18 protein-coding genes are annotated in these 16,758 nt (G+C 60.4%); 11 read left to right on the top strand and 7 right to left on the bottom strand.

What is annotated here, in order from left to right; all coding sequences use genetic code 11:
• Window positions 1-136: 136 nt before the first annotated feature.
• Complete coding sequence (asr, locus tag V8N38_RS19645; protein WP_147840215.1) at window positions 137-490, bottom strand: acid resistance repetitive basic protein Asr; 354 nt, start codon at window positions 488-490, stop codon at window positions 137-139.
• Window positions 491-689: 199 nt separating this feature from the next.
• Here asr and V8N38_RS19650 point away from each other — a divergent pair, with 199 nt between their 5' ends.
• Together V8N38_RS19650 and V8N38_RS19655 are read left to right on the top strand one after the other, a co-directional pair.
• Window positions 690-1,664 (top strand): nickel/cobalt transporter, encoded by a 975-nt coding sequence (locus V8N38_RS19650; protein WP_110158365.1) that lies wholly within the window; start codon window positions 690-692, stop codon window positions 1,662-1,664.
• Window positions 1,665-1,756: 92 nt separating this feature from the next.
• Window positions 1,757-2,065 (top strand): DUF883 family protein, encoded by a 309-nt coding sequence (locus V8N38_RS19655; protein ID WP_004928950.1) that lies wholly within the window; start codon window positions 1,757-1,759, stop codon window positions 2,063-2,065.
• A gap of 61 nt (window positions 2,066-2,126) precedes the next feature.
• On the opposite strand, the gene V8N38_RS19660 is transcribed toward V8N38_RS19655, so the two are convergent.
• A complete protein-coding gene (locus V8N38_RS19660; protein ID WP_147840216.1) occupies window positions 2,127-3,560 on the bottom strand; it encodes a PLP-dependent aminotransferase family protein in 1,434 nt (477 codons plus the stop codon).
• Window positions 3,561-3,655: 95 nt separating this feature from the next.
• Here V8N38_RS19660 and V8N38_RS19665 point away from each other — a divergent pair, with 95 nt between their 5' ends.
• The 5 genes from V8N38_RS19665 to nrdF all read left to right on the top strand — a co-directional run bounded on the left by V8N38_RS19665 (window position 3,656) and on the right by nrdF (window position 8,110).
• A complete protein-coding gene (locus V8N38_RS19665) occupies window positions 3,656-4,087 on the top strand; it encodes a carboxymuconolactone decarboxylase family protein (protein ID WP_038872802.1) in 432 nt (143 codons plus the stop codon).
• Between the two features lie 272 nt (window positions 4,088-4,359).
• Window positions 4,360-4,590, top strand: coding sequence for a glutaredoxin-like protein NrdH (nrdH, locus tag V8N38_RS19670; protein ID WP_004928934.1), 231 nt, complete (start codon window positions 4,360-4,362; stop codon window positions 4,588-4,590).
• 9 nt (window positions 4,591-4,599) lie between these two features.
• The gene (nrdI, locus tag V8N38_RS19675) at window positions 4,600-5,004 is read left to right on the top strand and encodes a class Ib ribonucleoside-diphosphate reductase assembly flavoprotein NrdI (RefSeq protein WP_004928930.1); all 405 of its coding nucleotides are present in this window, start codon (window positions 4,600-4,602) and stop codon (window positions 5,002-5,004) included.
• Window positions 4,986-7,130, top strand: a complete 2,145-nt coding sequence (nrdE, locus tag V8N38_RS19680; RefSeq protein WP_147840217.1) for a class 1b ribonucleoside-diphosphate reductase subunit alpha — start codon at window positions 4,986-4,988, stop codon at window positions 7,128-7,130. The genes nrdI and nrdE overlap by 19 nt, the downstream gene beginning before the upstream one ends.
• Window positions 7,131-7,138: 8 nt before the next feature.
• Window positions 7,139-8,110, top strand: coding sequence for a class 1b ribonucleoside-diphosphate reductase subunit beta (gene nrdF / locus V8N38_RS19685; protein ID WP_038872807.1), 972 nt, complete (start codon window positions 7,139-7,141; stop codon window positions 8,108-8,110).
• 62 nt (window positions 8,111-8,172) lie between these two features.
• Here nrdF and V8N38_RS19690 read toward each other — a convergent pair whose 3' ends face one another.
• A complete protein-coding gene (locus V8N38_RS19690; RefSeq protein ID WP_060425090.1) occupies window positions 8,173-8,376 on the bottom strand; it encodes a DUF1289 domain-containing protein in 204 nt (67 codons plus the stop codon).
• A 64-nt stretch (window positions 8,377-8,440) separates the two neighbouring features.
• Complete coding sequence (locus V8N38_RS19695; protein ID WP_060425092.1) at window positions 8,441-9,181, bottom strand: SDR family oxidoreductase; 741 nt, start codon at window positions 9,179-9,181, stop codon at window positions 8,441-8,443.
• Between the two features lie 101 nt (window positions 9,182-9,282).
• On the opposite strand from V8N38_RS19695, the gene V8N38_RS19700 reads away from it, so the two are divergent.
• Entirely contained in the window at window positions 9,283-10,176 is an 894-nt protein-coding gene (locus V8N38_RS19700; RefSeq protein ID WP_048234590.1) for a LysR family transcriptional regulator, read from the top strand.
• Between the two features lie 12 nt (window positions 10,177-10,188).
• On the opposite strand, the gene V8N38_RS19705 is transcribed toward V8N38_RS19700, so the two are convergent.
• Window positions 10,189-11,133 (bottom strand): MBL fold metallo-hydrolase, encoded by a 945-nt coding sequence (locus V8N38_RS19705; protein WP_087762380.1) that lies wholly within the window; start codon window positions 11,131-11,133, stop codon window positions 10,189-10,191.
• Window positions 11,134-11,339: 206 nt separating this feature from the next.
• Here V8N38_RS19705 and V8N38_RS19710 point away from each other — a divergent pair, with 206 nt between their 5' ends.
• On the top strand, window positions 11,340-12,311 hold the full coding sequence (locus tag V8N38_RS19710) for a patatin-like phospholipase family protein (RefSeq protein WP_048234592.1): 972 nt from the start codon (window positions 11,340-11,342) through the stop codon (window positions 12,309-12,311).
• A gap of 98 nt (window positions 12,312-12,409) precedes the next feature.
• Here the strand turns inward: V8N38_RS19710 and V8N38_RS19715 are convergent, their stop codons facing one another.
• Entirely contained in the window at window positions 12,410-13,765 is a 1,356-nt protein-coding gene (locus V8N38_RS19715) for a 2-hydroxycarboxylate transporter family protein (RefSeq protein WP_033635692.1), read from the bottom strand.
• Window positions 13,766-14,091: 326 nt separating this feature from the next.
• Here V8N38_RS19715 and V8N38_RS19720 point away from each other — a divergent pair, with 326 nt between their 5' ends.
• Window positions 14,092-15,684, top strand: a complete 1,593-nt coding sequence (locus tag V8N38_RS19720; RefSeq protein ID WP_089186396.1) for a sensor histidine kinase — start codon at window positions 14,092-14,094, stop codon at window positions 15,682-15,684.
• 32 nt (window positions 15,685-15,716) lie between these two features.
• Window positions 15,717-16,403, top strand: coding sequence for a response regulator (locus tag V8N38_RS19725; RefSeq protein ID WP_048234594.1), 687 nt, complete (start codon window positions 15,717-15,719; stop codon window positions 16,401-16,403).
• Between the two features lie 16 nt (window positions 16,404-16,419).
• Here the strand turns inward: V8N38_RS19725 and V8N38_RS19730 are convergent, their stop codons facing one another.
• On the bottom strand, window positions 16,420-16,683 hold the full coding sequence (locus V8N38_RS19730) for a hypothetical protein (RefSeq protein WP_139159287.1): 264 nt from the start codon (window positions 16,681-16,683) through the stop codon (window positions 16,420-16,422).
• Between the last annotated feature and the right edge of the window lie 75 nt (window positions 16,684-16,758).

Consider the following 16,758-nt stretch of genomic DNA (forward strand, 5'->3'; position numbering starts at 1 on the left):
CCGCACTGAAAATGACTTCAAACAGATAGCGATTGATCATCGTTCGTCGCCTCAAAAGAAGACACCCGGAAGAACCGGGTGTCTGGAGTACGGGCTGGAGAGTGCGGAACCTTTCGGTTCCGCAAACATCACTTAATTAAGCTTTTTTACCGGCTTTTTTGTGGTGTTTTTTAGCGGCCTGAGCTTTCTGCACTGGCGCTTTTTTGTGGTGTTTTTTAGCAGCCTGGGCTTTCTGAGCTGGCGCTTTTTTGTGGTGCTTTTTAGCGGCCTGAGCTTTCTGGGCTGGCGCTTTTTTGTGGTGCTTAGCTTTCTTGTGGTGCGTTGCTTTAGCTGGTGCTTTTTCAGCAGCAGCAGCCGCTGGCGCAGCGGTAGTGGTGGTCGCAGCTGGCGCGGTGGTGGTAGCCGGAGCAGTAGCTGCAGTATCAGCAGCGAAAGCAACAGAAGACAGACCCATAGTGGCAGCAACGATCAGCGCTAATACTTTTTTCATCTTTAAATCCTCAGAGTGTTGTTTCGGTAAGCTCCGGTGGAGCCGTTGAAACAGATACTAGTGGAATCAAACTGCCGTTTCCGTGAGTGATTGGTTTCGCCGAGTAACCAAATGTACAACGTTTGTGAACGGCGCTTGTGAACCGCATCGGCGGGTATATGCTGAAGGAAGATGCCCCTCGTACAGGCTCGCTCACGCTATGAAAACCGTCTCGCTGAAACACGCGCCGGGCCGCTACGCCGGTCTGGCCCTCGCCGGTCTGCTGCTGCTGACGCTGCTCTACCTGTTCGTGCGGCACTGGGCCGAGTTTGTGCAGTATTGCATCAACTTCCAGATTTACATGCACCGCTATCTGGTGCTCTATCTGCTGCAGCAGCGTAACCAGCAATACAGCGGCGGGCTAATGCTGACGCTGGCCAGTTTCGCTTACGGCTTCCTGCACTCCATCGGCCCCGGCCACGGCAAGTTCGTCATCACCACTTATCTGGCCACCCACCGCGAACGGCTGAACGCCAGCCGGGCGATCACCCTGCTGGGCAGCCTGATGCAAGGCGTGGTCGCCATTGTGTTCGTGGTGGTGCTGGCGGTGGCGCTCAACCTGTCGATGGGCGATCTCAGCCTCAGCCGTTATTGGGTGGAAAAAGGCAGCGCGGTCTTCATCGCCGCCTTCGGCCTGATGGTGATCCTGCGCGCCAGCGGCTGGCGCTGGCGTCGGCGCCGCGCGCCGGTCATTCAGGCGCTGCACCCGGCGGACCACGCGCATAGCGCGGCGTGCGAGTGCGGCCACCGGCATCAACCCAGCGCGGCCGAACTGACCGGCGGCTGGCGCAACGCGCTGTGGCTGATCGTCTCCATCGGTATTCGTCCGTGCAGCGGCGCCATCCTGATTCTGGTGTTCGCCAACGCCATCGGCATGTTCACCTGGGGGGTGATCTCCGCCATGAGCATGGCACTGGGTACCGGGCTGTCGATCATGATCCTCGCCACGCTGGTGCACCACGCGCGCGAGCGCTTTCTGGCCCATCAACCCGGCCTGACAGGCTACTATCTGGCACAGGCGTCGCGTATCGCCGTGATGCTCGGCGGCGTGATCCTGATCCTGTTCGCGCTGGTGCTGTTCAATTCGGTAATCCCGGTCAGCGCCAACGGCGATTTTATCGCCGCCGGCTGCTAACGCCGGTGAAATCATCGTTTTTTTGCGTGATCGACCACACAAATCTCGGCATGGTCTACACTTAAAAGACATGTGTCGAAATGGAGAGCTGAATGTTTAAGAAAGCGGAAAGAACAGAACGCGACATCGATCAGGACGTCACTCTGTTGGCCGATACGCTGGATGAAGTGTTGCGCGAGTCCGGTGACAAGACCAAAGAGGAACTGAAAGAGCTGCACAGCAAGGCGAAAGGCGTGCTGCGCGACGCCCGGGCGCGGTTCAATGGCTCCACCAGTCTGACACAGCATGCGCGCGACGCGGTCGATCAAGCCGACAGCTATGTGCGTGACAAACCTTGGCAGGGCGTAGGGATCGGTGCCGCCGTCGGCATCGTGCTCGGCGTGCTGCTGGCCCGGCGTTAACACCCCTGCAGTCATAAAGATAAAACAGATGTGCGTCTGGCCCGCGGAAATCGCGGGCCGTTTAATTTGTGCGTTTGAACAGCTGCGCCAGCCCCTGCACCGCCCGCTCCGTCTCCTCTTGCCGAGTAAAATTGGCGAAGCCCAGCAGCAATCCTTGCCCCGCCGGATGATCGATTCGCCAGTCCGACAACGCCTGCGCCGCCAGCCCCTGTTGCCAGGCTTGCGCCGCCAACGGCGCATCCGCTACGCCGTCGTGAAGCCGGGCCAACAGCTGAATGCCGCCCTGTTGCGGCACCGCCGTCAGCCACGTCCCCAGCTGCCGTTCCAGCGCCTGCGTCAGCCACTCACGCCGTTGGCGGTACAGCGGCCGCATGCGTTTCAGGTGGCGGTAGAAATGCCCTTGCCGGATAAAATCCGCCACGCCGGCCTGCAGCAGCGGCGGGCAGCCGCAGCCACGTAGCCGACTGCTGCGCGCAAAGGCCTCCGTCAGGCCGGCGGGCACCACCAGGTAAGCCATGCGCAGCGCCGGGAACAGCGTTTTGCTGAAGGTGCCGGCGTACAGCACCCGCCCCTGAACATCGAGGCTTTTCAGCGGCGGCAATGGCCGCCCGTGATAGCGAAACTCGCTGTCGTAGTCATCTTCCAGGATCCAGGCCCTGCGCTGCTGCGCCCAGTCGAGCAGCGCCATGCGCCGCGCCAGGCTGAGCGTGACGCCGAGCGGGCTTTGATGGGTCGGCGTCACCACCGCCAGCCGCGCCTCAGGCGCCGTCAGCATACCGGCGGCCACGTCCATGCCTTGTTCATCCACCGGCACGGCGATCGGCCTGACGCCGGCGGCCCGCAGCAGCGGGCGCGTGACCGGATAGCCGGGATCTTCGATCCATACCGCGTCGCCGGCGTGCAACAGCGTCTCCACCACCCAGTCCAACAGCGCCGGATAACCGGCGCAGAGGAAAACCTGCTCCGGCCTGCAGCTGATGCCGCGCGACAAATGCAGATAATGGGCGATCGCCTCACGCAGCTCAGGCAGGCCGCCGGCCGGCGGCAGCGCCAGGGAAGCCACCGTGGAACCGCGCAGCTGGCGGGCGACAATGCGCTGCCATAACGCCCGGGGAAACGCGTCCAGCGCCGGCACGCCCAGTTGGAAAGGCTGCAGCATGCCCTGCGGCTGCAGCGGATCGGGTGCCATCGCCGCCAGCGGCGGCGCAGCGGATACCCCGCCCGGCGGCACGTGCGGCAGCTGCGGCGAGACATAGGTGCCCGCCTGCCCGCGGCTCTGCAAGAAACCTTCGGCAATAAGTTGCGCGTAGGCGCTTTCCACCGTGGCGCGCGCCACGCCCAGATCGCTCGCCAACCCGCGCACTGAGGGTAATCGGCTGCCCGCCGCCAGGCTGCCCTGGGCGATGGCGTCTTTAATCCGCAGGTAAATCTGCCGGTACAGCGGTTCCGCGAGCCGGTTGTCCAGCCGCAGCGAGGTCAGGAAAGATGGCATCATGGCCCGGTTAAATAATCATTTTATGGCCCTATAGCATAGACCATAAGGCCGCTAAAGTAGCGGCATGATTTCGTTACTACCGATTGAGGTTGACCATGATTAAGCAACGTTTGAACTATGCCGAGCTGGCGCCCGCCCCGTACAAAAATATGGTAAGCGCGCTGATGGCGCTGGAGAAAGGTACCCTGGACAAGGCGACCATCGAGTTGATGTTTATGCGCGTTTCGCAGATCAACGGCTGCGCCTACTGCCTGGATATGCACGGCAAAGCGCTGCGCGAAAGCGGCTTCAGCCATGCCAAGCTGGATACGCTGGCGGGCTGGCGCGTCAGCCATGAGTTCAGCGAGCGCGAACGCGCCGCGCTGGAATGGGCCGAGTCGGTGACGCTGATCGCCGCCACCGGCGCACCGGACAGCGCTTTCGAGGCGCTGAAGGCGCACTTCAGCGATACCGAGATCGCCGATCTGACCTTCGCCATCAGCATCATGAACGCCTTCAACCGGCTGGCCGTCAGCATGCGTCAGTAATGCGCTCGCCTCCCCCTCTTCACTGAGAGGGGGAATTTCTCACCCGCAAAAATTTTTTCCCTCGCCTTTTCCAGCCCCGGCGCGGCCTGCGCCTCCAACCCGACAAAGCACCATATATAGCGTGGTTGATAAAACAAATATCAACATATAGTATTTTATGGGTCAGCCGCAGGGAGTGTCGTTCGGTTGATAACGCCGTCAGAAACGCCAGGAACGATGCTCCGTTATCTGACTTGTCCGCCTTTCCTTCAGCCTAAAGGTAAATGCGAATCATGAGCATTATTATTTACAGTAAGCCGGACTGTGTCCAGTGCAACGCCACCTATCGCGCATTTGATAAACAGGGGATTGATTATCAGGTGATCGATCTCACCCAGGATCAGCAGGCGCTGAACCACGTTAAATCCTTAGGTTATCAGCAAGTTCCGGTGATTATCGCCGGTGACGATCACTGGTCCGGGTTCCGGCCGGACAAGATCGGCGCACTGGCGCTCACCTGCTGAGGCCCGCCGATGAATCCGCTGGTCTATTTCTCCAGCAGCTCGGAGAACACCCATCGGTTCGTTGAGAAACTGGGCCTGCCGGCGATCCGCATTCCGATCGCCGGTGCCCGCAGCAAATTGCTGATGGAACAACCCTATATCTTGATCGTGCCCAGCTATGGCGGCGGCAGCGCCGTCGGCGCGGTGCCGATCCAGGTCATCCGCTTTCTCAACGTTCCGCAAAACCGTTCATACCTGCGCGGCGTCATCGCCGCCGGGAACACCAACTTCGGCGCAGCGTACGGCATCGCCGGCGACATCATCGCCAAAAAATGCCAGGTGCCTTTTTTGTACCGCTTCGAGCTGCTCGGCACGACGCAAGACGTTGAAAACGTTCGACAGGGAGTAACCGCATTTTGGCAACGACAGAACTGACCAGGCCCGAGACGGGCGCGCTGGATTACCATTCGCTCAACGCGATGCTCAATCTTTACGATGCGGAAGGCCGGATCCAGTTCGATAAAGATCGGCTGGCGGCGCGGCACTACTTCCTGCAGCACGTCAACCAAAACACCGTGTTCTTCCATAACCTGGAGGAAAAGCTGCGCTATCTGGTGGAGGAAGGCTACTACGAGCCGCAGGTGCTGGCGCAGTACGAATTCCCATTTATCAAGCAGCTGTTCCAGCAGGCCTACGCCAAAAAATTCCGCTTCGAGACCTTCCTCGGCGCCTTTAAGTATTACACCAGCTATACGCTCAAAACCTTCGATGGCAAACGCTATCTGGAGCGCTACGAAGATCGGGTATGCATGGTGGCGCTGACGCTGGCGGCGGGCGACACCGGGCTGGCGCAGGATCTGGTGGAGGAGATGATTTCCGGCCGCTTCCAGCCGGCCACCCCAACCTTCCTCAACTGCGGCAAACGCCAGCGCGGCGAGCTGGTCTCCTGCTTCCTGCTGCGTATCGAAGACAATATGGAATCGATCGGGCGGGCGGTGAACTCCGCGCTGCAGCTGTCGAAACGCGGCGGCGGCGTGGCCTTCCTGCTGAGCAATATTCGCGAGGTGGGCGCGCCAATCAAGCGCATCGAGAACCAGTCCTCCGGCGTCATTCCGATCATGAAAATGCTCGAAGACGCCTTCTCCTACGCCAACCAGCTCGGCGCGCGCCAGGGGGCCGGCGCGGTGTATCTCAACGCCCACCACCCGGACATTCTGCGTTTCCTCGACACCAAACGGGAAAACGCCGACGAGAAGATCCGCATCAAAACGCTGTCGCTGGGGGTGGTGATCCCGGATATCACCTTCGAGCTGGCGAAGAACAACGAAGAGATGTACCTGTTTTCGCCCTACGACGTCGAACGGGTGTACGGCGTGCCGTTTTCGGAGATTGCCGTCAGCGAGAAGTACCGCGAGATGGTGGACGACAAGCGCATCCGCAAGTCGCGCATCAACGCGCGCGAGTTCTTCCTGGTGCTGGCGGAGATCCAGTTCGAATCCGGCTACCCGTACGTGATGTTCGAGGACACCGTCAACCGGGAGAACCCGATCGCCGGACGCATCAACATGAGCAACCTGTGTTCGGAGATCCTGCAGGTCAACCGCGCCAGCACGTATCACGAGGATCTGAGCTACGATCGCATCGGCAAGGACATCTCCTGCAACCTCGGCTCGCTGAACATCGCCAAAACCATGGACGCGCCGGACTTCGGCAAGGCGATCGAGACCGCGATCCGCGCGCTGACTGCGGTGGCCGACATGAGCGATATCCGCTCGGTGCCGTCGATCGCCGAGGGCAACCGCAGCGCCCGCGCCATCGGCCTGGGCCAGATGAACCTGCACGGTTACCTGGCGCGCGAGCGCATTTTCTACGGCTCGGAAGAAGGCATCGACTTCACCAACCTCTATTTCTATACCGTGGCCTATCACGCCATTCGCGCCTCGAACCGGCTGGCGATCGAGCGCGGCGGCGCCTTCGACGGTTTTGAACACTCCCGCTATGCCAGCGGCGAGTACTTCGACAAGTACACCGAACGCGACTGGCTGCCGCAAACCGAGCGGGTACGCGAGCTGTTCGCCGCCGCCGGCATCGCCATTCCGGGCCGCGACGACTGGCGCGCGCTGCGCCAGTCGGTGATGCTGCACGGGCTGTACAATCAGAACCTGCAGGCGGTGCCGCCGACCGGTTCCATCTCGTACATCAACAACGCCACCTCCAGCATCCACCCGATCGTCTCGCGCATCGAGATCCGCAAGGAAGGCAAGATCGGCCGCGTTTACTACCCGGCGCCCTACATGACCAACGACAACCTGGCGTATTACCAGGATGCCTACGAGATTGGCCCGGAAAAGATCATCGATACCTACGCCGCCGCCACGCAGCACGTCGATCAGGGGCTGTCGCTGACGCTGTTCTTCCGCGATACCGCCACCACCCGCGATATCAACCGCGCGCAGATCTACGCCTGGCGCAAAGGCATCAAGACCATTTACTACATCCGCCTGCGCCAGATGGCGCTGGAAGGCACCGAGGTGCAGGGCTGCGTGTCCTGCTCGCTGTGAGGCAACTTATGACGACCCTAACATCGGCGCCGCTGGTGCGCGCCATCAACTGGAACATCATCGAAGACGACAAGGATCTGGAGGTATGGAACCGCCTGACCTCCAACTTCTGGCTGCCGGAGAAGGTGCCGCTGTCCAACGATATCCCCTCCTGGGCCACGCTGACACCGAAGGAGCAGCAGCTGACCATTCGGGTGTTTACCGGGCTGACGCTGCTGGACACCATCCAGAACACCGTCGGCGCGCCGGCCCTGATCGCCGATGCGCTGACGCCGCACGAAGAGGCGGTGTACTCCAACATCAGCTTTATGGAGGCGGTACACGCCCGCTCGTACAGCTCAATCTTCTCCACCCTGTGCCAAACGCCGGACGTGGACGATGCCTACCGCTGGAGCGAGGAAAACCGCGCGCTGCAGAAAAAGGCCGGCATCATTCTGGCCCACTACCGCAGCGACGATCCGCTGTTGAAGAAGGTTGCCAGCGTGTTCCTCGAGTCGTTCCTGTTCTATTCGGGCTTTTATCTGCCGATGTACTGGTCGAGCCGCGCCAAGCTGACCAACACCGCCGATCTGATCCGCCTGATCATCCGCGACGAGGCGGTGCACGGCTACTACATCGGCTATAAGTTCCAGAAAGGGCTGGAGAAAGTGGACGCCGCGCGGCGCCGGCAGGTGAAAAACTTCGCCTTCGACCTGATGCAGGATTTGTACGACAACGAGGTGCGCTACACCGAGGAGCTGTACGACGGCGTCGGCTGGACGGAAGACGTGAAAACCTTCCTGCACTACAACGCCAACAAGGCGCTGATGAATCTGGGATATGAAGCGCTGTTCCCACCGGCGATGGCGGAGGTCAACCCGGCTATCCTGTCGGCATTGTCGCCGAACGCCGATGAAAACCACGACTTCTTCTCCGGCTCCGGTTCGTCTTACGTCATCGGCAAGGCGGTCAACACCGAGGATGAGGACTGGGATTTCTGAGGGCTGGCTGGCCGTATCAGGAAAAGGCTTTCGCGGGAGTGCGACGTGTCGTGCTCCCGCGACTATGTGTTTTGCTTGAAGGCCGCACGCAGCTCAAGCCGCCGCCAAATAGCGCGTTTCTCCGCGTCGCTGGCGGTCGGCCAGGCGGCGATCTCCGCCCGCGTGCGCCGACATCCCCGGCACCGCTGGGTTTCGTCGTCGATGCGGCACAGGCTGACGCAGGGCGATCTCACGCCGTGCTGGAATTGCTGATTGTCGCCCGCCATAAACCGCCCTTGATGTGATGTGTGCCGCCACAGGATACCCGATCCTGCGGCGGCGCGTCGTCAATCAGATGATGCCGCCGTTGGCGCGCAGGGTTTGGCCGTTGATCCAGCCGCCGTCGTTCCCGGCGAGGAAGGCCACCGCCGCGGCGATATCTTCCGGCGTGCCCAGGCGCTCCAGCGGCGCCATCTTCGCCAGCCGCTCGATAAGCTCCGGGGTTTTACCGTCGAGGAACAGCCCGGTCGCGGTCGGCCCCGGCGCAACGGCGTTCACCGTGATATTGCGGCCGCGCAGCTCTTTTGCCAGCACGCTGGTCAGCGCCTCGATCGCCGCCTTGCTGGCGGCATACATGCCGTACCCCGGCTGCAGCAGCCCCACCACGCTGGAGGAGAAGTTGATGATGCGGCCGTTGTCGCGCAGGCGCTTCGCCGCCTCGCGCATCGTGTTGAAACTGCCTTTCAGGTTGATGTCGATCAGGCGATCCGCGTCTTCATCGCGCATGTCCGCCACCGGTGCCAGCGCCATCACCCCGGCGTTGTTGACCAGCACGTCGACGCCGCCAAACGCCTGTTCGGCGCTGTCGAACAATCGGGAAACCGCTGCCGCATCGCTGACGTCGGCTTTGGCGCCGAGCGCGCGGCCGCCCGCCTGTTCTATCTTGCGCACCAGTTCATCGGCCGGCGCCGGGTTGCCTGAATAGTTGATGATGACGGTAAAACCGTCGGCGGCCAGACGCTCGGCGATGGCGGCGCCGATGCCGCGCGATGCGCCGGTGACGATGGCGACGCGTTGAGTGGCGTGCTGCATAAGTCTCTCCTCCTGGGTCAGTGAGTTGTCATCATGCACCTTTCGGCACGGCGAATAATCCCCTATTCTTCGTTATCACTATCCGAAATAAACGAACAATCATGGACAGAATCGACGCCATGCGCCTGTTCACCCGCGTGGTAGAACAACGCAGCTTTACCCAGGCGGCGCAGGATCTGAACCTGCCGCGCTCCACCGTGACCGACGCCATCAAACAGCTCGAAGCCCGGCTGCAGGTCAGGCTGCTGCAGCGCACCACCCGCCACGTCAGCCCGACGCTGGACGGCGAAGCCTACTATCAGCGCTGCCTGAGCATTCTGGCGGACATCGAAGAGGCGGAGATGGCGTTCGCCGGCGCCAAACCGCGCGGGCTGCTGCGCATCGAGGTGCACGGCACGCTGGCGCGCCATTTTCTGTTGCCCGACTTGCCTGATTTTTTGGCGCAATACCCGGATATCGAGCTCTATATGAGCGAAGGCGATCGGCTGGTGGACGCGCTACGGGAGGGCATCGACTGCGTGGTGCGCGTCGGCAAACTGCGGGACAGCGACATGGTGGCGCGCCGCCTGGGCGAGCTGGAAGAGGTGACCTGTGCCGCCCCGGCCTACCTGCAGCGCTTCGGCACGCCGCAAAGCCTGGACGACCTGCGCCATCACCGCATGGTGGGTTTTCGCTCTTCGGCGACCGGCGCGCTGATGCCGCTGGCGTTCACGGTGGCGGGGCAAGCGCAGCCCATCACGCTGCCGGCGACGGTGTCGGTCAGCGCGGCGGAGAGCCTGGTCGCCGCCGCCCGCGCCGGGTTGGGCATCATTCAGGTGCCGCGTTATCACCTGCGCGGCGATCTGGCCGACGGCAGCCTGTTGCCGCTGCTGCCGGATTGGCCTTCTCCGCCGATGCCGGTCTCGCTGCTTTATCCGCGCAACCGCCAGCTCTCGCCGCGGGTGCGCGTGTTTCTCGATTGGTTCAGCCGGGTGTTCGCCGAGCGCAACCGGTAGCGACCGAGTGCGTTACAGCGCGCCGTAATTCAGCGGCACCCAGTTGTACCCTTCGCCCTGGCGGTTCAGGTAGCCCAACCCTGGGAACGACAGGTGCGCGCCGCCCACCAGCTCGCTCTGCCGCGCGCTGTCGCCGAACACCCGCAGCCGTTGAGCGACCGCCGCCTTAGCGTCGCTGTCAAAGCTGATAGCCACCTTCGGATGCGGCATCTGCACCGCCGCTACGTGGATCAAATCCCCCAGCAACAGCAGCTTTTTGCCCTGGCTCGTCACCTGATAGACGCTGTGGCCCGGCGTATGCCCATGGGCGGCATAGGCGGCGATGCCCGGCGAAAGCTCGCCGTCGCCGTTGAATGGCTTAAAGTGCCCGGCCGCCTGATAAGGCTTGATCGCCGCCTGGGCTCTTTCGAAGTTGCTTTTATTTTCCGCGTTGGCCCGTTTCAGCTGGTCGGCGCTCAGCCAGAAGTCCGCGTCCTGGCTGGCGGCGCGCACCACCGCATTGGGGAATACCGCCTTACCGTCGTGCGTCAGTCCGCCGAGGTGATCCGGGTGCATGTGGGTCAGGTAGATCTCATCCACCTGCTCCGGTTGGTAGCCCGCCGCGCGCAGGTTATCCACCAGTTTGCCCAGGCCGTCGCCCAGCAGCTGGCCGGCGCCGCTGTCGATCATCACCAGCTTGTCGCCGGTATTGATCAGATAGGCATTGACCGAGGTGACCACCGGCAGGCTTTGATGCCGCTCGGCCAACCCGGCGGCGATCTGCTGCGGCGTGGTGTTCAGCAACAGCTTGTCCGCCGGCAGGCGAATGACGCCGTCGGACAACGCGGTCACTTCAAAGCTGCCCAGCATGATGCGGTAAAATCCCGGCGTCGGGGTTTTGGCCTGCGGCGCGGCGGCCCCGGCCTGTAATGACATAACGGCCAGCGCCGCGCCCAGCAGACAACGTTTCCAGAACATGATGACTCCTTGCGAGAATTGGACAGCGCTAAGTATTGACGCAAAAGGCCCGATGCGCCTGTTTAATAAATGCCTTTGATAAATATATAAATAATATATTTATTATGAATAATTTTGTTTGCCGAGCCACACAACCCCAATCCATATTTTCTCGCTCGCCACTTGGTTATTTTTCTTACTCCCTAAACCAAGAGTGAGGAAATATCATGAACTATCAATTCGAAAATCTGGTCTTTGAAGGCGGCGGCGTAAAAGGCATCGCCTATGGAGGCGCACTGGAATTGCTGGAAGCCAAAGGCATCATGCCGCAGATCAAGCAAACCTCCGGCGCCTCGGCGGGCGCCATCGCCGCGCTGCTGGTCGGACTGGGCTGCAGCTCGGCGGACGTCACCAAAATTCTGTCGGCGATGGATTTTAAAAAATTCCTCGATTATAACGGCGGCTTTTTCGGTACGCTCCAGGACGCCTACCGCCTGTTCAATCAATACGGCATCGCGCCCGGCGATTATTTCTATCAATGGTCGCGCGATATTATCAAGCAATATACCGGCAAGCCGGATATTACCTTCGAGCAGTTCGAAGCGATGAAAGCGGCGAAAGGGTTCAAGTCGATTTACTTTATCGGCGCCAACCTCAACAGCGGCCAGCGCGAGGTCTATTCGCATCGCACCACGCCGCGCATGAAAGTGGCGGACGGCCTGCGCATTTCGATGTCGTTCCCGTTCGCCTTCGTGGCGAAGAACAATACCCTGGGCGATCTGTGCATCGACGGCGGCATGATCGACAACTACCCGGTGCGGCTGTTCGACTATGACTTTTCCGCCACGCCGCCTTATATCGACAGTTCCAGCCAGCGCATCAACACCCGCACCCTGGGCCTTCGCCTGGACTCCGCCGGCGAAATCGCCCAGGCCGCCGGGCAGGCCGGCCCGCGCACGCCGGTCAACAACCTGTTTGATTTCACCCTGGCGGTGGCCAACGTGATGCTGGACATCCAAACCAAGGTGCACCTGGACAGCGACGATTGGAAGCGCACCGTGTATGTCGACACGCTCGACGTCGGCACGCTGGAGTTCGGCATCAGCGAGGAGAAGAAACGCGCGCTGATCGAATCCGGCCGCCGCGGCGTAGAGCGCTATTTCGCCTGGTACGACGCCGCCATGAAACAGGCAGCGTAACCGGTATTACCCCTACCCGCGCGTACGGCCGGCACGCGGGCAAAAAAAATCCCCGCGGGGGCGGGGAAAGGCAAAGTAACGCTAAGGATTTATAGGAGTTATACGAAGAACTTGGCCAACACCAGCAGCGACAGCGAGACGTTGATAGCGCCCCCGATACGCGTCGCGATCTGGGCGAACGGCATCAGCGACATGCGGTTGCCGGCGGTGAGGATCGCGACGTCGCCGGTACCGCCCTGCCCACTCTGGCAGCAGGAGACGATCGCCACGTCGATAGGGTGCATGCCAATTTTCTTGCCGACGAAGAAACCGGTCGCCACCAGCGCGCTGACGGTTGTGACGATCACGATCAGATTCTGTACGGTGAACGCGTCCACCAGCTCCTGCCACGGCGTGATGGCCACGCCGACCGCGAACAGGATCGGATAAGTCACGGCGGTGCGGAAGAATTTGTACACCACCTGCGAGCCTTCCTGAATGCGCGGCGACACCCCGTGCGCCAGCTTCACCGCCACGGCGGCGAACAGCATGCCCACCGGCGCCGGCAGACCGATCAGGCGGTGCAGCAGCATGCCTACCATATACAGCAGGATGGCCAGCAGCGCGCCGCAGGCGATGGTGCTGACGTCCACCTTGCCGCTGATTTTTTCCACCGCGTTCATGTCGCTGTCGCCCTGCTTGCTCGGCATCAGGCTGCCTTCGCCGGTCAGGTGCGGATAACGCTTGCCCAGTTGGTTGAGCAGGCCGGCGATGACGATGGCGGTCAGGCTGCCGAGCATCACGATCGGCAGAATGCGCCCCAACGCCACGCCCTGCTCCATGTGCAGGATCGCCGCGTAGCCCATCGACAGCGGGATCGCCCCTTCACCCACGCCGCCGGCCATGATCGGCAGGATCAGGAAGAAGAAGATCTGGAACGGCTCCAGGCCCAGCGCCATGCCGACGCCCATCCCCACCAGCATGCCGACGATCTCGCCGCACAGCATCGGAATGAAGATGCGCAGGAAGCCCTGGATCAGCACCTGGCGGTTCATGCTCATGATGCTGCCGACAATGATGCAGCAGATGTAGAGATAAAGAATGTTGGTCGATTTGTAGAACTTGGTGGTCGACTCCACCACCACGTCCGGCAGCAGGCCGTAGTGCACCAGCGCGGAAGGAATGAAGGTGGCGCAGATCGCCGCCGCGCCCATTTTGCCGATCAGCGGCAGGCGCTTGCCGAATTCGCCGCAGGCGAAACCGAAGAACGCCAGGGTGGCCACCATCACCACGATATCGCTCGGCAATTTGCCTTCCAGGCAGTCGAGCAGAATCAATACACCGGCCAGAATAAAGAACGGTAACGGAATAATCCCTACTTTATAATTGTCCAGTATCCGCCACCATTTCTCACGCAGAGGAATATCGGCGGCCTTGTCTTTGGCTACGAGGTAAGAATCATCTGTTGTGCTCATAATCTGGCCTCTTATTAGTTTGTTCAGCCATCATAGAGAAGCGCACGGATTATCTGCTGTGATTATGTTCAAAGTTAAAAAGGGTTTTTAATGGTGGTTATGGTTTCTATGGGGTTAATTAAGATTATGTAAAAACCGGCGTGGTTTTAATGGTGTTAATACCGTTTTTATTTTAAAGCTTATCAACTTTATCGCAGACGAACAATTCTCGTCCGGTTCACTCTAATCCCGTGTGAGGGATCACAAGTTGATCGGGCGCAATATTACAGACCCCGCTTCTCGTGATAGGGTAAGGCTTCAGGATCTCTTTACGGTGAAGCACCGCCATGCGCCTCAAACTCTCATTTCAAATCAAGCTGTTTCTGTGCCTGGTGGCCTTCTCCTGCCTGCTGCTGACCTGTATCGGCGCCTATACCTATTACCAGCTGGATGCGCAGCTGCACCGCGATCTCGGCGCCCGCGCCCAGGTACAGGCGCGGGAAATCGCCCTCATTCCTTCGCTGGTGGACGCAGTGGAGAACAACGACGCCGCCCGGATCGCCGCGCTGATGAAAAAAATCCGCGCCAGCAGCGACGCCAGTTATATCGTCATCGGCGATAATCATGCCCGCCACCTTTATCATTCCGAATATGAAGGCCGCCTGGGCACGCCGATGATCGGCGGCGATAATAAAGAGGTGCTGGAAGGAAAAAGCATTATTTCCATTCGCAAGGGCGGCATTGGCGTTTCATTGCGCAGCAAGGCGCCGATCGTGGATGAAAATAATCGCGTGATCGGCATCGTTTCGGTCGGCTATTTGAAATCGCATATCGATAATTTAAATGCCAGGACGTTGACGCAAATTATCGGCTCCATCGTCCTGCTGCTGATCGCCCTGTTCGTCTTTTCCTGGCTGCTGTCGAAAAACCTCAAGCGCCAGATGTTCTGGCTGGAGCCGAAAGAGATCGCGCTATTGGTGCGCCAACAAAAAGCGCTGCTGGAAGCCATCTATGAAGGGGTGATCGCCATCGATCCGCAGCTGCGGATCATCACCATCAACCATGCGGCGCGCGAGCTGCTGGATCTGCACCAGCCCGCCGCCGGCTTGCTGGGCCGGCCGCTCGGCGACGTGATCCAGGCGCAGCCGAACTTCTTCGCCGCCGCGCAGCTGGGCCAGGATACGCACGACGAGGTGTGCCGCTTCAACCACGTGCGGGTGATCGCCAGCCGAGTGCGCATCATGCAGGAACAGGAGCTGCAAGGCTGGGTGATCAGCTTCCGCGACAAGAACGATATCAATACCCTGAGCAGCCAGCTCAGCCAGGTGAAACGCTATGCCGACAACCTGCGCATCATGCGCCACGAGCAGCTGAACTGGACCGCCACGCTGGCCGGGCTGCTGCATATGCAGCGCTACGACGAGGCCATCCGCTACGTGGAGGCCCAGTCGGAGGGCGCGCAGGAAATCCTCGATTTCATCTCGCAGCGCTTCAGCTCGGCGGCGCTGTGCGGCCTGCTGCTGGGCAAATACTCCAGCGCCAGAGAAAAAGGCATCGAGCTGCGCTTCGATCCGGCCTGCCAGCTGCGGCAGATCCCGGCGGCGCTGAATGAGACCGAACTGATGTCGATCGTCGGCAACCTGTTGGATAATGCCGTGGAGGCGACGCTGCACTACCCGGCCCCGCACGAAGCGATCGAGCTTTATATCAGCGACGGCAGCGACGAGCTGGTGATCGAGGTGGCGGATCGCGGCACCGGCATCGCCGAGGAGATTCGTGATACGCTGTTTGAACAGGGCGTCACCACCAAAGCGGATAAAAGCGACCACGGCATCGGCCTGCATCTGGTCGCCAGCCACGTGGCGCAGGCGCACGGCAGCATAGAAGTGTCGGACAACGAGCCGCACGGCGCGATATTCTCTATATTTATCCCTAAATAAAACCCATAACCCGATTTTTTGAGCACCCGATTATGTCACACCAAGCACTGGACGTTCTGATCGTGGAAGACGAGCCGCAACTGGCGACGCTGCACGCGGAGTTCATCGAGAAAAATTTCAACCTGCGGGTGGTGGCTTACGCCGCCACGCTGGCCGAAGCGCGGGCCAAAGCCAATACGCATCAGCCGCGGCTGATTCTGCTGGATAACTTCCTGCCGGACGGCCAGGGCATCGAGCTGATGGAAGAACCGGCGGTGAAGAACCCCGCCTGCTCGGTGATCTTCATCACCGCCGCCAGCGACATGCATACCTGCAGCCAGGCGATCCGCAACGGCGCCTTCGACTACATCATCAAGCCGGTGTCTTACAAGCGACTGCGCAATTCGCTCGAACGCTTCATGCAGTTTGTGCAGACCCAGCGCACCTTCAAGATTATCGATCAGGACAACGTCGATGCGCTGTACAACCTGCAGTCGAAGCAGTTCTCCAGCGAGCCGAGCGCCAAAGGCATCGAAACCAATACCCTCGAGCTGGTGCAGGCGCTGTTTATCGCCCAGCCGGCGGTGGCGCATGCGGTGGAAGACGTGGTGGAGCAGGTCGGCATCAGCAAGACCACCGCCCGCCGTTATCTGGAATATTGCGTCGCCACCCAGTTCGTGCGGGTGGAGATGCTGTACGGCAATATCGGCCATCCGCGGCGGCTGTATCGCAAGGCCTGAGGCTGCCATCTGGCTGTCATATTACGGCGATAACATAGCGCCCGACGATATCCCCCTCGATATCGGCACCTGTCGTTAAAACTGATGAAATACTGATGACTTTTGCCCGGCCTCTGGTCGGGTTTTTTATTATCCGAACGGCAGACGCAGAAGCGAAATATCCCATTGCTTCACGCCGCGTTATTTCCCCCAAAACCAATCCATTATGGCGAATAACGGCCGTCAATTTTGAGTCGCGGGCCAAATTACCATAACTAATTAAAACCTTGATGTAAACCACTAATATCCCATTTAAACGACATTCAGGGTTGTCTCAGATATTCACTGTGTTAGGGTAAAAAGCTCTTTTATTTTG

Source organism: Serratia nevei (genome assembly GCF_037948395.1).
GTDB lineage: Bacteria > Pseudomonadota > Gammaproteobacteria > Enterobacterales > Enterobacteriaceae > Serratia > Serratia nevei.

What these genes read in the sequence shown, in the direction of transcription:
- V8N38_RS19690 (WP_060425090.1), bottom strand. Translation starts at nt 8,376, where the DNA reads ATGGCGGGCGACAATCAGCAATTCCAGCACGGCGTGAGATCGCCCTGC.
- V8N38_RS19700 (WP_048234590.1), top strand. Translation starts at nt 9,283, where the DNA reads ATGGACAGAATCGACGCCATGCGCCTGTTCACCCGCGTGGTAGAACAA.
- V8N38_RS19720 (WP_089186396.1), top strand. Translation starts at nt 14,092, where the DNA reads ATGCGCCTCAAACTCTCATTTCAAATCAAGCTGTTTCTGTGCCTGGTG.
- V8N38_RS19650 (WP_110158365.1), top strand. Translation starts at nt 690, where the DNA reads ATGAAAACCGTCTCGCTGAAACACGCGCCGGGCCGCTACGCCGGTCTG.
- V8N38_RS19710 (WP_048234592.1), top strand. Translation starts at nt 11,340, where the DNA reads ATGAACTATCAATTCGAAAATCTGGTCTTTGAAGGCGGCGGCGTAAAA.
- V8N38_RS19705 (WP_087762380.1), bottom strand. Translation starts at nt 11,133, where the DNA reads ATGTTCTGGAAACGTTGTCTGCTGGGCGCGGCGCTGGCCGTTATGTCA.
- V8N38_RS19715 (WP_033635692.1), bottom strand. Translation starts at nt 13,765, where the DNA reads ATGAGCACAACAGATGATTCTTACCTCGTAGCCAAAGACAAGGCCGCC.
- V8N38_RS19660 (WP_147840216.1), bottom strand. Translation starts at nt 3,560, where the DNA reads ATGATGCCATCTTTCCTGACCTCGCTGCGGCTGGACAACCGGCTCGCG.
- V8N38_RS19725 (WP_048234594.1), top strand. Translation starts at nt 15,717, where the DNA reads ATGTCACACCAAGCACTGGACGTTCTGATCGTGGAAGACGAGCCGCAA.
- nrdF (WP_038872807.1), top strand. Translation starts at nt 7,139, where the DNA reads ATGACGACCCTAACATCGGCGCCGCTGGTGCGCGCCATCAACTGGAAC.
- asr (WP_147840215.1), bottom strand. Translation starts at nt 490, where the DNA reads ATGAAAAAAGTATTAGCGCTGATCGTTGCTGCCACTATGGGTCTGTCT.
- V8N38_RS19695 (WP_060425092.1), bottom strand. Translation starts at nt 9,181, where the DNA reads ATGCAGCACGCCACTCAACGCGTCGCCATCGTCACCGGCGCATCGCGC.
- V8N38_RS19655 (WP_004928950.1), top strand. Translation starts at nt 1,757, where the DNA reads ATGTTTAAGAAAGCGGAAAGAACAGAACGCGACATCGATCAGGACGTC.
- nrdH (WP_004928934.1), top strand. Translation starts at nt 4,360, where the DNA reads ATGAGCATTATTATTTACAGTAAGCCGGACTGTGTCCAGTGCAACGCC.
- nrdI (WP_004928930.1), top strand. Translation starts at nt 4,600, where the DNA reads ATGAATCCGCTGGTCTATTTCTCCAGCAGCTCGGAGAACACCCATCGG.
- V8N38_RS19665 (WP_038872802.1), top strand. Translation starts at nt 3,656, where the DNA reads ATGATTAAGCAACGTTTGAACTATGCCGAGCTGGCGCCCGCCCCGTAC.